Source organism: Paucibacter sp. TC2R-5 (genome assembly GCF_025717605.1).
In the GTDB taxonomy this organism is placed as follows: Bacteria; Pseudomonadota; Gammaproteobacteria; order Burkholderiales; family Burkholderiaceae_C; genus Paucibacter_A; species Paucibacter_A albus.
In genome coordinates this window covers 297,786-310,416 of sequence record NZ_JAJIRQ010000007.1, presented here as the reverse complement: position 1 = coordinate 310,416, position 12,631 = coordinate 297,786, and the positions used below count along the sequence as shown (strand labels likewise).

At 62.4% G+C, this 12,631-nt stretch carries 10 protein-coding genes; 5 read left to right on the top strand and 5 right to left on the bottom strand.

What is annotated here, in order from left to right; all coding sequences use genetic code 11:
* Positions 1-2: 2 nt before the first annotated feature.
* A complete protein-coding gene (locus LNV08_RS17625; protein ID WP_263535044.1) occupies positions 3-992 on the bottom strand; it encodes a KpsF/GutQ family sugar-phosphate isomerase in 990 nt (329 codons plus the stop codon).
* Positions 993-1,077: 85 nt separating this feature from the next.
* On the opposite strand from LNV08_RS17625, the gene LNV08_RS17620 reads away from it, so the two are divergent.
* Positions 1,078-1,848, top strand: a complete 771-nt coding sequence (locus tag LNV08_RS17620; protein ID WP_263535043.1) for a transferase — start codon at positions 1,078-1,080, stop codon at positions 1,846-1,848.
* Here LNV08_RS17620 and LNV08_RS17615 read toward each other — a convergent pair.
* Positions 1,833-2,357, bottom strand: coding sequence for an ABC transporter ATP-binding protein (locus LNV08_RS17615; protein ID WP_263535042.1), 525 nt, complete (start codon positions 2,355-2,357; stop codon positions 1,833-1,835). The two genes, LNV08_RS17620 and LNV08_RS17615, sit on opposite strands and share 16 nt — an antisense overlap.
* Here LNV08_RS17615 and LNV08_RS17610 point away from each other — a divergent pair.
* Positions 2,356-3,318, top strand: coding sequence for an alpha/beta hydrolase (locus LNV08_RS17610; protein WP_263535041.1), 963 nt, complete (start codon positions 2,356-2,358; stop codon positions 3,316-3,318). The genes LNV08_RS17615 and LNV08_RS17610 overlap by 2 nt on opposite strands.
* Before the next feature lie 10 nt (positions 3,319-3,328).
* On the top strand, positions 3,329-3,880 hold the full coding sequence (locus LNV08_RS17605; protein ID WP_263535040.1) for a Urease accessory protein UreE: 552 nt from the start codon (positions 3,329-3,331) through the stop codon (positions 3,878-3,880).
* A 6-nt stretch (positions 3,881-3,886) separates the two neighbouring features.
* Here LNV08_RS17605 and LNV08_RS17600 read toward each other — a convergent pair whose 3' ends face one another.
* Positions 3,887-5,956 (bottom strand): TonB-dependent receptor plug domain-containing protein, encoded by a 2,070-nt coding sequence (locus tag LNV08_RS17600; RefSeq protein WP_263535039.1) that lies wholly within the window; start codon positions 5,954-5,956, stop codon positions 3,887-3,889.
* A 182-nt stretch (positions 5,957-6,138) separates the two neighbouring features.
* Here LNV08_RS17600 and LNV08_RS17595 point away from each other — a divergent pair, with 182 nt between their 5' ends.
* On the top strand, positions 6,139-6,546 hold the full coding sequence (locus tag LNV08_RS17595) for a DUF6524 family protein (protein WP_263535038.1): 408 nt from the start codon (positions 6,139-6,141) through the stop codon (positions 6,544-6,546).
* A 62-nt stretch (positions 6,547-6,608) separates the two neighbouring features.
* Here the strand turns inward: LNV08_RS17595 and glpD are convergent, their stop codons facing one another.
* Positions 6,609-8,150: a glycerol-3-phosphate dehydrogenase gene (gene glpD, locus LNV08_RS17590; RefSeq protein ID WP_263535037.1), complete on the bottom strand. Its 1,542-nt coding sequence runs from the start codon at positions 8,148-8,150 to the stop codon at positions 6,609-6,611.
* Between the two features lie 23 nt (positions 8,151-8,173).
* Between glpD and glpK the strand changes: the two genes are divergently transcribed.
* Positions 8,174-9,667, top strand: coding sequence for a glycerol kinase GlpK (glpK, locus tag LNV08_RS17585; protein WP_263535036.1), 1,494 nt, complete (start codon positions 8,174-8,176; stop codon positions 9,665-9,667).
* A 67-nt stretch (positions 9,668-9,734) separates the two neighbouring features.
* Here glpK and LNV08_RS17580 read toward each other — a convergent pair whose 3' ends face one another.
* Positions 9,735-12,473: a TonB-dependent receptor gene (locus LNV08_RS17580; protein ID WP_263535035.1), complete on the bottom strand. Its 2,739-nt coding sequence runs from the start codon at positions 12,471-12,473 to the stop codon at positions 9,735-9,737.
* Positions 12,474-12,631: the final 158 nt, after the last annotated feature.

Below are 12,631 nucleotides of genomic sequence, written 5' to 3'. Positions count from 1 at the left end.
CATCAGATCACCTTTGCGCGCATCAAATCATTGATGGTGATGGCACCTTGCAAGCGCTGTTCGGCGTCGACCACCAAGACCACGGTGATGCGTGCGGCTTCCATCAGGTCGGCCGCATCGACCGCCAAGGCTTCCGCTGCGACCGTGCGTGGGTTCTTCGAGCAGACGTCGGCGGCGGTCAGGCCGCGCAAGTCCTGACCCTTCTCAACCAGGCGGCGCAGGTCCCCGTCGGTGAAGATGCCTTGTACCCGCGCGTCGGCGTCCACCATGATGGCCACACCCAAGGCCTTGGCCGACATCTCGCGCATCAGGTCGGTGAATTGCGTGTCGGCTGCTACGCGCGGCAAATCTGTGCCCACCCGCATCAGGTCGCGGACATGGGTCAGCAGCTTGCGGCCAAGCGCGCCGCCCGGGTGCGAGCGGGCGAAGTCCTCGGCCTTGAAGCCGCGCGCATCCAGCAAGGCCACGGCAAGCGCATCGCCCAAGGCCATTTGCGCGGTGGTGCTGGCGGTGGGGGCGAGGTTGAGTGGGCAGGCTTCCTCAGCGACGGCGCTGTCCAGCACGATATTGGCGTGGCGCGCCAAGCTGGACTCGGCCTTGCCCGTCATCGCCACAATCGTCACGCCGAGCCGCTTGAGCACCGGCAAGACGACGTTCAACTCATCGCTCTCGCCCGAGTTCGACAGCGCCAGCACGACATCATGGGGTGCCACCATGCCGAGATCGCCGTGGCTGGCTTCGGCCGGGTGAACGAATAGCGCGGGTGTGCCGGTTGACGCCAAGGTGGCGACGATCTTGCGCCCGACATGGCCGCTCTTGCCCATGCCCATCACGGCGACGCGGCCGCTGCAGCTCAGCATCGCTTGCACAGCCATTGCGAAGGCATCGCCCAAGCGCGGCGCCAAGTCTTGCAAGGCCCGAGATTCGATCAACAAGGCCTTGCGGGCGATGTCAACGGCGCGGGACGGGTCGAAAGGAGGGGCTTGCGTCATGGCTCGAAGTATATCGAGGGGGTGCCAGCAAGCAGGCGAAGCCCTGTGCCGCATCGGCATGCCGTCAATGCTTTACGCTAGCGCCATGCCAGATACGCCTGCCGATCATTGCCAACCCTTTGTGCTGGAGACGCCCGTGTCGACCAGCCTGCATTTTTCCTTCGCCTCGATCCAGAGTCGCATGGATGCGAGCCGGCCGGACGCGCTGGAGCTCGACTACACCGCCTTGATGATGGGTTTTCTGCTGTTTCTGCCGGCGCCTCAGCGCATAGGCATGGTGGGCCTGGGCGGTGGTTCCTTGGCGAAATTCTGCTTTCGCCATTTGCCGGCCAGCCGCATCGAGGTGGCCGAGATCAATCCGCATGTGATCGCGCTGCGTGAGCGCTTCCAGGTGCCGGCAGACGGCGAGCGCTTTCAGGTTCACTGCGCTGATGGCGCGCACTATGTGCAGCAAGTGCAGGGGCAGTTGGATGTCTTGATGGTGGACGGTTTCGATCTGGGCGGCACGCCACCGGCCTTGTGCTCACAGCGGTTTTATGAGGATTGCTTTGACGCCTTGCAAGAGCAGGGCGTGCTGGTCCTCAATCTGCACAGCGGCCACATCGATTACGCCTTGCATCTGGCGCGCCTGCGACAGTGCTTTGGGCCGCAGTTGCTGCGGGTCGGGCTGGAGGCCAGCGGCAACTGCATTGTCCTGGCCTGCCGGGGTGCCGCAATGTCGCTCCTGCGCGGCTCGCTGTTGCGCCGCCCTATGGGCTTCGACGAACAGGCTTGGGGCCAGCTACTGCCTGCGTTTGAGCAGGTGCGCGCGGCTTGGTTGAAATGGCAGGCCGATTCCGATCAGTGGAAATCGTAGGAGAACTGCAGCATCAGGCCGGAGTTGCCCAACAGATTGACCTGCGCTGCCGTTTCCTTATTGAAGGCCCAGCCGAGCGAGAACAGCGCGCCGGGCGAGAATCCACCATGGTTGAAGGGCACTTTATGTTGGAATTCGCCCTTGTAGCCGTAGAGCACGCCGGCCGACCATTGCGCAAACAGCTGCGGCTGGCTGGTGAACAGGTCGGTGTAGCGTTTGCCAATATAGACATAGCCACTGGGCTGGCCGAAGGAGTTGCTGAAATACGATCCGCCCCACAACCAGCCGTCGTCGGCCTGACGCTCCATGCCTATGGCCCACACATAACGATGTTTTTCGTTGTACGTGAAATGCAAGCTATAGGGCGACACCGCAAGACGCCAATGTCCTGGCCCGGCCAGGTCGAACATGCCCTCGGCGCGCGCCGACAAGGGCAGGGCCAGTGTCGAGGCGGCGATGATCAAGGGTGTTAAAAGCTTGAGGGCGGATATTTTGGGCAGACGAATCATGGCGCGCATTCTCGCTGAAACAAATTTCATATGGCGCAGGCTCGGCGCGTCGCTGTTGGGGCTGGCACTGATGAGCAGCCTGAGCGGATGTGCCTGGTGGAGTGTCAAGGAGCGCGAATTGGCGCTACGTCCCTCGCCGGGGCGGCCCGTGGCCTATGCCGAGGACGGCGTCGGCTTGCGCGCCGGTGACCAGCGCTTTTTGCAGCCGGTGCTGTCCGAGGACGGCAGATCGCAGCTGCTGGCACTTTGGTGGTTGCCGCACCCCGACCCAGCCGCGCCGACACTGCTTTATCTGCATGGCACGCTGCGCAGTCTTTACGGCAATTTGCCCAAGATCGAAGCATTGCGGGACGCGGGCTTTGCCATTGTTGCGGTCGATTACCGGGGCTGGGGCGACAGCACGCCGATCATTCCGTCGGAGGCCAGCATCAATGCCGATGTGCGCATGGCATGGGCGGAAATGCTCAAGCGGCAAGCGGATCCGAGCAAACGTGTGGTGTTTGGTCATTCGATGGGCGGGGCGGTGGCGGTGACGCTGGCCAGCTCCTTGCAGCAGGGCGCGGACTATGGTGCGCTGGTGCTGGAATCGACCTTCACCCGCTTGCCGGATGTGGCGGCCGAGGCCGGCACCCTGGGCAAGATCGGCGCGGCCATCACCCGCTTGGAGTTTGACTCCCTGGCCAAGATAGGGCGCGTCGACGCGCCGCTCCTGATGCTGCACGGCACGGCCGATACGACCGTGCCTGTCGTGCTGGGCAGGCGGCTGCGTGACGCGGCGCCCAAGGCCAGCAACTGCTGGATCGAATTCCCTGAGGGTTCGCACAGCCGGCTGCATAGCGAGTTCCCGCAGCAGTACCAGCAGGCGCTGCGGACCTTGATCCGCAGCATTCAGCTGGGCGCGCCTTGGCCCGACGAATGCCGTACAGTCTCTCCCCAGACCCTTGTCACGCCTCAACCTTAGAACCATCCCTATGCTGATCATCAATAAATTGCTTCCTCAAGGCGCCGGGCTGGCGCCGGTTTTGCTCAAGCGTGCCGGCGTGTTATCGCTGCCTTTTGCCGCTCGCCAACATCACGAAGCCAACTTGAGCGACGGCCAAGGCGCCGAGCTGGGCTTGCGCCTTCCCGTCGGCACGACCTTGCGCGATGGCGATGTGCTGGTGGCCGAAGATGGCTCGCTCCTGCGTGTCGAAGCGGCGCCAGAGGCCTTGCTGGAGGTGCGCGCGTCGGCCAAGCAAAGCCTGGCCGACTTGTTTCGGCTGACCCATCAACTGGGCGAAATGCACGTGCATATGGAGGCCGCCGACGACCATCTGCGCTTGCCGGGAGATCCCGAGTTAGCGCAGTGGCTGGAGCGCCAAGACTTTGCCTTGGCGCCGCTGGAGGCGCCGTTCGACCCGCTGCCCTTGCTCAGCCAGCTGCCCGAGGTGATCGCGCACCAGCATGGGCATTCACACGACCACGATCACGACCATGGCCATGCCGGGCATGTGCATGGCCCGGGCTGCAATCACGGGCATTGAAGCAGCTCAGAACTTGTAATCCAGCCCGACATTGGGCGTGATCCCGAGTTCGACATTGGCTCTGCGCTTTTTGTAGTCGGCCGTATAGGTGTAGCCCGAGATGTTCTTCTGCGCGTAGGCATTGAGCAGCTCGTAGTAGAAGCTCAGGGTCGGCGAGACGACCTGGTCGACGCGCAGGTCCAAGCGGTGATAGTTAGGCAGGCGCTCGGAGTTCAGCTCGCCATAAATGGGCTTGACGCGCCCATCCGGATGAGTCCCGGTGCCGACCACCGGGGTGAACAAGTTGCCGCTGTGATAGCTCCACTTGGCGCCAAACTGCCATTTGTCCGAGTACTTGTAATTGCCCACCAGATTGACTACGACCGGCTGGTCATATTCGAACTTGAACTCTTGGCCGGTCACGTCGTTTTGGCGGCGCGCCTTCGCCAGGCTGACCGAGAGCCAGCCCGACAGCTTGGAGTTGGCGAGGGCATCCTTCTTGATGAACAGCTCGACGCCGCTGGCGTCGCCGCTGCCGCCGTTGATGTAATTCAGCGTCGGGTCGGCGATCACGAAGTTGTCGAACTTCTTCTGGTAGACCTCGGTCTTGACCGACCAGCCATCGGCCAAAGCCTGGCTGACGCCCAGCACCGAATGGGTGGCCTGCATATGGCCGAGCTTGGGGTTGCCGAAGTTCTGCAAGACCTGCAGGCCATCGGGGAATTGGTTATGTTTTCCCCAGCCCATATTGAAGGTGGTGTTTTTGAAGGCCCGCCATTCCAGGCCCAGGCGCGGCTCGGTGTAGTTGCGGTTCAAATAGCCATCGCGCGTGAAATGCAGGCCGGCGGTGGCGGCCAGCTCCGGCGTGAGCTGCCAGCGGTCCTTGGCATAGAAGATCGCGTAATTGACCTTCAGCTCGTCTTTGAACTTTTTGCGCTCGGCACTGGTCAAGTCACAAGCCGGATCGAACTCGGTGCAGCGCGCGTCGAGCAGATCAAGGTCGAGCTTGTATTTCTGCGCGAACAAAATCGTGCCCAGGGCCACATCGTGGTCTTCGCCCAGGCGCAGGCGTAGCTGGTCGCGTACGAAGAAGTTATCGACCTTGACGTCGGCATCCGCTGCAGAGCCAAACTTGCCTTTGCTGTGCGAATCCATATGGCCGACAGCCAGCTTGTTGCTGACGCGCGCATTCAGTTTGTTGTCCCACACCACCGCCTGCGTGTTGCTGGACTCCTTGGACTTGGAGTCACCGGCCAGGGCCGGGTCCTGGATGGCCATATCGGTATCGGCCGGCACCGTGAATTTGATCTGGTCTTGCGCGCCGGTGGCGTGAAAGCTCAGCGTATTGCTCTCGTTGAGGCGCCAGCTGTACTTGCCCTGGTAGTCGTGAAACTTGGGCATGGTGTAGATCACACCGCTGTCTTTGTCGGTCTGCTTGCCGCGTATCAGTAGGTCGATATAGCTCTTTTTGGCGGCGAAGTAGAAGCTCTGGTTGTCGGTCACCGGGCCTTCGACCAAGACATCCGCCCCCAGCGCGCCGACGCGGATCTGCCCGCCCAGGCGGTCATTGCGCGGTTGGCGCAAGCTGATGTCGACGATGCCACCATGCACATCGTCGAACTCTGGCCCAAAGGCGCCGGTGTAGAGCTCAAATTGCTTGACCAGCTCCGGATGCACGGTACTCAAATAACCGCCTAAATGGTAGACATAGCCGACCGGCAGAAAGTCTATGTAGTAGGCGTTGTCGCCGGGGCGCGAGCCGCGAATGGCTGGCGCGGCATTGCTGTCGCTGGTGGCCACCACGCCGGGCAAGCTTTGCAGCGCGCGCATGGGGTCGCCGCTGGTGCCGGCCACCCGGCCCAGCTCTTCGCCGCTCATGACCGTCTTGCTGACCGGCACCCGGTTGGATTGAACGATCACCGGCGCCAACTGCTCGGGCTCATCCTTCTTGGCACCTTCTTCGCTTGCGTGGGCCGAGCCCAAGGGGGCGAGGCTGCTGCCCCAGATAGCCCAAATGGCCAGGGGCAGGTATTGGCGGCGCGGCGCGGCGCGAAGGCCGGCCCTGTGCTGGTGTTGCGAACTGCTGCGGCTGTACATAGATTCCCTCAAGAACTCAAAAGTTGCCGCAGTCTGCCTGGGTTAGGGGCACTTTGGGTGCCCGGCGAGGGAGTGCCGAAATACGCTACTTCGAGTAGCGTTTGATGGGCGCAAAAGTGGCCGATTGCCCAGCACAAGGCCTTATCATTTGCGCCATTCAATTCAATTGAGGGCAGATAAAAATGGCTGAGCGTGGTATCTCGTGGTTAGGAATTGGCATTCGGATTGCTTTGGGCATGGCTTTGGTCATGGTCAGCTACAACCCGTCGGGCCATTCCTTCTATCACTGGCTGACAGCGCCGCCACCCGAGTTCAATGCGCCCAAAGCCATTGCTGGTGTGCTCTTGCTGATCGGCTGGGTAGTCTGCTTGCGTACCGCTTATGTGTCGCTCGGTTTGCTTGGAGCGCTGCTCGGCGGCGCCTTGTTGGCGAGTCTGGTGTGGGAGTTGGTCGATCTGAAGTGGATAGACCCCGAGGGCAACGGCAATATGGCCTGGCTGAGCCTGGGGGCTCTGGGTATTCTTTTGGGCGTTGGCCTCAGCTGGTCCTTGATCGGGGCCCGCTTGACCGGGCAAATCGAGGTCAAGTGATTCGACACCAAAGCCCTGGCCGGGGCCGAGCTCAGTTTTAAGGCCTGCTGCCGCCTGGGCTCCTAGCGTGGATTCAGCTGGAACCAGGCGGCCACCCCAGCCCGCTCGGCCTCGCTGTAATGCAGGCCCAGCTTGGAGCGGCGCCACAGCACATCGTCCGCGCTCATCGCCCATTCTTCGCGCTGTAGATAGCGCAGCTCTATCGCGTACAGGCCCGGCGCCAGCTCTTGCCCCAAGTCACTGAGGCGGGCCGCCGTGCCCAGCACGCGGTCAAGCCTTGAGCCATAGGCCCGGGCCAGGCGCCGCGCCAGCTTGTGGCCGAGAAAGTCGTAACGTTGCTCGACGACGGCCACAAAACGCTCAAAGTCGCTGTCCGGGCGAATAGGCGCGCCTATCCATTCGCGCAGATCGCCGCCGGGCAAATAGCTCTTTTCGGTCCAGGCCGCGCGTTTGTCGCCCAACATCTCGCCGATCAAGTCGGCCGCATCCTCGGCCAGCTTGCGAAAGGTGGTGATCTTGCCGCCCCAGACACTCAGGAGTGGCGCGGCTTCGGTATTCGTCTCCAGCAGATAGTCGCGCGTGACCGCAGAGGGGTCGCCCGAGGCATCGTCCAGCAGCGGGCGCACACCCGCATAACTCCACACCACATCGGACGGCGTCACGGGCCGCGTGAAGTAGCGGCTTGCTTGTTCACACAGATAGGCCGTCTCGTTGGCATCAATGCTGGCCTTGGCGAAGCCGTCCAGCGCGGTGGGTGCCAGCTCTACATCGGTGGTACCGATCAGCGTGTAATCGCCTTCATAGGGGATGGCAAAGACGATGCGCTTGTCCGGGTTCTGAAAAATATAGGCATGGTCATGCTCGAAGCAGCGCTTGACGATGATGTGGCTGCCTTTGACCAGGCGGAGATGCTTGGTCGCCAAGGCCTCGCCCCGCGCCGGCTTGGCCACCTGGCGCAGAAAACTCTCGGCCCAGGGGCCGGCGGCATTGATCAAGGCGCGGGCGCACACCTGGCGCCCACCCTCAGGCGTGGCAATCTGGGCGGTCCAGCCTTGCGCGTCGCGCTGCACCGAGGTGACCGGGCTGCGTGTCAGCAACTTCGCGCCTTTGTCGCGCGCATCCAGCGCATTCAGCAGCACCAGCCGTGCGTCATCGACCCAGCCATCCGAGTAGATGAAGCCGCGCTGGTACTGCGCCTTCAAGGGCTCGCCCAGCTTGGAGCTGCGCAGATTGACACCACAGGAGCCGGGCAGCACCTCGCGGCGGGCCAGGTGGTCGTAGAGGAAGAGCCCGAGGCGCACCACCCAGGCCGGCCGCATGGCGGCGTCATGCGGCATCACAAAGCGCAGCGGCCAGATGATGTGCGGCGCACTCTTGAGCAAGACCTCTCGTTCTTGCAGCGCCTTGCGCACCAGCGAGAACTCGTAATACTCCAGGTAGCGCAGGCCACCGTGAATCAGCTTGGTGCTGCTCGACGAGGTATGGGCGGCGAAGTCCGAGGCTTCGGCCAGCATGACCTTCCAGCCACGCCCGGCCAAGTCGCGTGCAATGCCGGCGCCGTTGATGCCGCCGCCCACCACCAATACGTCAAAATGTTCTTCCATCGCCCTACTCTAAGGCAACATCGATGACTTATCTGCTCGCGCTCGACCAAGGTACCTCCAGTTCACGCGCCATCGTCTTTGACGACGAGGGCCAGATCGTCGCGATGGCGCAGCGCGAGTTGCGGCAGATATTCCCGCAGCCGGGTCAGGTCGAGCACGACGCGATGGAAATTTGGCAGGGTCAGCTCGCCACTGCCCGCGAGGCGCTCGCCAAGGCTGGCCTGCACGCCGCCGACATCAAGGCGCTGGGCATCACCAACCAACGTGAAACCACGGTGCTGTGGAACCGCAAAACCGGCCTGCCTATCCATCACGCCTTGGTCTGGCAAGACCGCCGCGCCGAGCCGACCTGCGCCGCGCTGCGCGAGCAAGGCCTGACCCCGCTGGTGCAGCGCAAGACCGGTTTGGTGATTGACGCCTATTTCTCAGCGAGCAAATTGAAATGGCTGCTCGATCATGTGCCGGGCGCGCGCGCCCAGGCCGAGCGCGGCGAACTGGCCTTTGGCACCATCGACTGTTGGTTGGTCTGGCAGCTGACGAATGGCGCGGTACACGCCACCGACGTCAGCAATGCCTCGCGCACCATGCTGTTCAATGTTCGCACAAGCCGGTGGGATGAGGAGTTACTGGCTGCGCTGGATATTCCGCCCTCGGTGCTGCCCGAGGTGCATCCGTCTTCGCATCAGTTTGGCGTCGTGGCCGCCGAACATCTGGGCGGCGAGATCCTCATCGGCGGCATTGCCGGCGATCAGCAGGCGGCGCTATTTGGCCAAGCCTGCTTCAAGGCCGGCATGGCCAAAAACACCTATGGCACGGGCTGCTTCATGCTGATGCACAGCGGAGGGCAGTTCCAAAACTCGGCCAATGGTTTGATCACGACCAGCGCGGCGCAGATCGGCACTACACCGGAGTTCGCGCTAGAGGGCAGCGTCTTCATCGGTGGTGCGGTGGTGCAATGGCTGCGCGACGGCTTGCAGGCGATTAAAGGCAGTGGCGAGGTGCAGAGCCTGGCCGAGAGCGTGCCCGATGCCGGCGGCGTGATGTTTGTGCCTGCCTTCACCGGCCTGGGCGCACCCTATTGGAGGGCTGAGGCACGCGGCGCCATTGTCGGCCTGACCAGGGGCTCGACGCTGGCTCATATTGCGCGCGCTGCGCTGGAGAGCATTGCCTTCCAGAGCGCGGCCCTGCTGCAGGCCATGAGCCTGGATGCGGTGGCGGGGGGCGGTGCCGCGGTGAGCGAGTTGCGCGTCGACGGCGGCGCCTGCGTCAACAACCTCTTGATGCAATTTCAAGCCGATCTGCTTGGTATTCCGGTCGTGCGCCCGCGTGTGATCGAGACCACCGCATTGGGCGCCGCCTATCTGGCCGGGCTGAGCTGCGGTGTCTACCGGGACTTGAAGGAACTCGAAGGCCATTGGCAGGCCGAGCGGGTGTTCCGTCCGACCCTGCCACGCGAACGCGCTCAAGAATTGATGGCGAACTGGGAGCGCGCGGTCAGGCAGGCTTGCGCGACTTGAAGCGCAAGCACAAAAAAAGCCCCGGCGGAGCAATCCGCCGGGGCTTGGGGGTCAAGCTAAATGCCGATTACTTGAACTGATAGGCCAGGCTGCCGTACCAGAAACGTCCACGTGGGTCGGTGAACGAAGCCGCGTAGCCCGCTGCGTGCGAACCATAGGACGAAGAGGCCGTGTAAGGCGGCTCGGAATCAAACACATTGCGAACGCCCAGACGAGCGGTCACGTTTTTGATGCCCTTGTAGGCCGCCGACATATTGAAGCGGTCGCTATTGCTGACACGGTGTGCTACTTCAACCCCCACATTGGCGCCCACCGAAGCAGCCGACTCGGTCCAGCCGCGGGTGTAGACGTTTTCGACCATGAAGCTGAAGGTGTTGTAGGCCCATTCGGCGCTCAGCGTGTGCTGCCAGCGCGGGACTGGAGCAATCGTGCTGTCGCCGCCGGTGCCGGCAAATTTGCCGGTTGCACCGCCCGTGTACTTTTGCGCGTCGTAGTTGGCGACATAGGAGCCGGCAAGACCCAGGTTGATGCGACCGCTGCCTTCGCTCAAAGCGATACGGCCACGCACATCAACGTCGAAGCCCGACATCTTCAAGTCACCCAGATTGTCCACCGGGGTCTCAACAAACAAGATGAAGCCGGCTGCATTGCGTTTGACGCGGCTGCCGAATTTCTTCAGCAAATCGGGTGTCGTCAGCAAGGTGTCGGCGGCGATCACGCCGATCGTGTCCTTCTTGTTGATGTTCCAGTAGTCCAGCGTCAAGGACACTTCCTTGGCCGGCTCGAACACCAGGCCGGCAGAGAATTGCTTGCTGGTTTCTGGCTTCAGGCTTGAGGAAGCGGAAGACTTGGTCGGCACCTGCGTATTGCAGCGTCCACCCAATTCGGCTGGATCCGGGCAGGCCGGATCGGTCACCGAGTCAGCGGTGTTCGAGAACGACGGTGGCGAGTTGACGTCCCACAGCGTCGGCGCACGGAAGCCGGTGCCGTAAGCGGTACGCAGCATCAAGGCCTTGGTCGGCTGGAAGCGCAAGGATGCGCGCGGGTTGAAGGTTGAGCCGAAGTCGCTGTAATGGTCATAACGGGCCGCCAGACCGGCTTCCCAACCCTTGGCAAACGGCATGTTCAACTCGGCAAACACAGCGGCCAGATCGCGCGATGCCGTGGTGTGGGGCACTGTGCCCTCGCCACCAATATGTTTGCCCGCTGCGTACTCGGCGTTCAGCGGCTTGTCGTCAGCCTCTTCGCGGCGCACGTCAAATCCGGTGGCCAGGCCCATATTGCCGCCTGCCATTGCCATCAATTCCTTGCTGACCTTGAAGTCAAAGGCGGTGACGGTGCTCTTGGACTCACGCATCTTGCCTTCCATCGCGGCCGACTTCCACAGCGCGTCGCTGGCAGCATCGCCCGGGCCGAAGGGGTTCAGGTTGCCGGTCGCCAGCGCCTTCAAGAAGCGGTCTTCGTTGATATAGCCCTTGTAGTCGAGCAGGCCCTTGGCTTGGGCATAGTTGAAGCCGGTGTCATAGTCCCAGCCGCCCAGCACGCCGCTGGAGCCAATCACAAAACGAGCTTGCGTGTTGGTGTTGTCGCTGATGCGGTTGCCGGCGGGGATGGCGCGCAGCGCGATGCCTTCCATGCCGGTGGCGGGCACGGTGTAGCCCAGCTTGGTCAAAATATCACGCGGGTAGTACTTGCTGGTGACCGGCATCAAGACCGGTTCAAACGCAAACTTCTCGGCGTTGAAGGGACCAAAGCCCTCGCGAATTGGCGTCGGGGCAACTCGGCCGATGCCGTGGTTGGAGGCGTAGGAGCCCTCAACAAAGAGTTGGTGATCCTTGCTCAGGTTGTAAGTCAGGCGACCGAAGGCGTCGTACTTGTCCTGATCGGGCATATTGTCCAGAGTGGCCGCGTAAATAAAGCGGCAGGTCCGGCGCTCTAGGCCGTTAGGCGATGGGCTGCGCACCACGACAAAGGAGGTTGGCTCTCCGCACTGGGTAAAGCGTGGATCGGGATACTCGGGGTAAGCGCCGGGCCCGATCAGGCCTTCGATATAGCCCGGGAAAGGTGCGCTCGACGATGGTGGGCTCGAGCCGGGTATCTGATCAACGCCGCGGTTGTAGAAAGCCTGATCAATCGACTTGACGCGGCTGTTTTTCTGCACATTGCCGGTCAGCAAAATGTTGAAACCGTCGCTGGCCATATCGCCAAAACCGACCGCCACGGTGGCGCCCTTCTCGGTGCCGCCGATGCCGGCTTCGGTATTGCCGTAGCGCACCGACACTTCGCCATTGCGATAGTCCTTGCGGGTGATGAAGTTGATCACGCCGGCGACCGCGTCGCTACCGTACACGGCCGAGGCGCCATCGCGCAGAACTTCAATCCGCTCGATCGCGGCGAAGGGGATGCTGTTCAGGTCGACCGACGCTGCGCCGCCGATATTGCCGAAGGGGTGGTTGGCCAGACGCCGGCCGTTCAGCAAAACCAATGTGGAATTAGGGCCCAGGCCGCGCAAATTGGCGTTCGAGGTGCCGTAGCCAGTACCTTGACCGGTGTCGGAGACCATTGCCGAATTGGCCGACACGCGGCGCAGCAGGTCTTCGGTATTGGTGGCGCCCGAGGCTTCGATTTGCGCGCGGGTGATCACGGTCACCGGCAGCGCGGTTTCGGCGTCCAGGCGCTTGATCGACGAGCCGGTCACCGAGACGCGTTCAAGGCTTTCCTGAGCCATCGCGGCTGAGCCGGTGATGGCCAATCCGCCTGCATATATCAATGCGAGGGCGGCGCTAAGTCGGGTTGTTTTTAACATCGAGCACTCCTGTTTATAGATGGTGTTAGTGCGTTGCCGATGGCCTCTGTGGGCCAAGCGGTGCTTGGGTCCGGACCGTAAAGTGCGGTGCGTGCATTCTTCAGCCGGCTCCAAGCACTGAGCACCGGTACAAACCCTTCGAGTTGCCTTTTCGCATC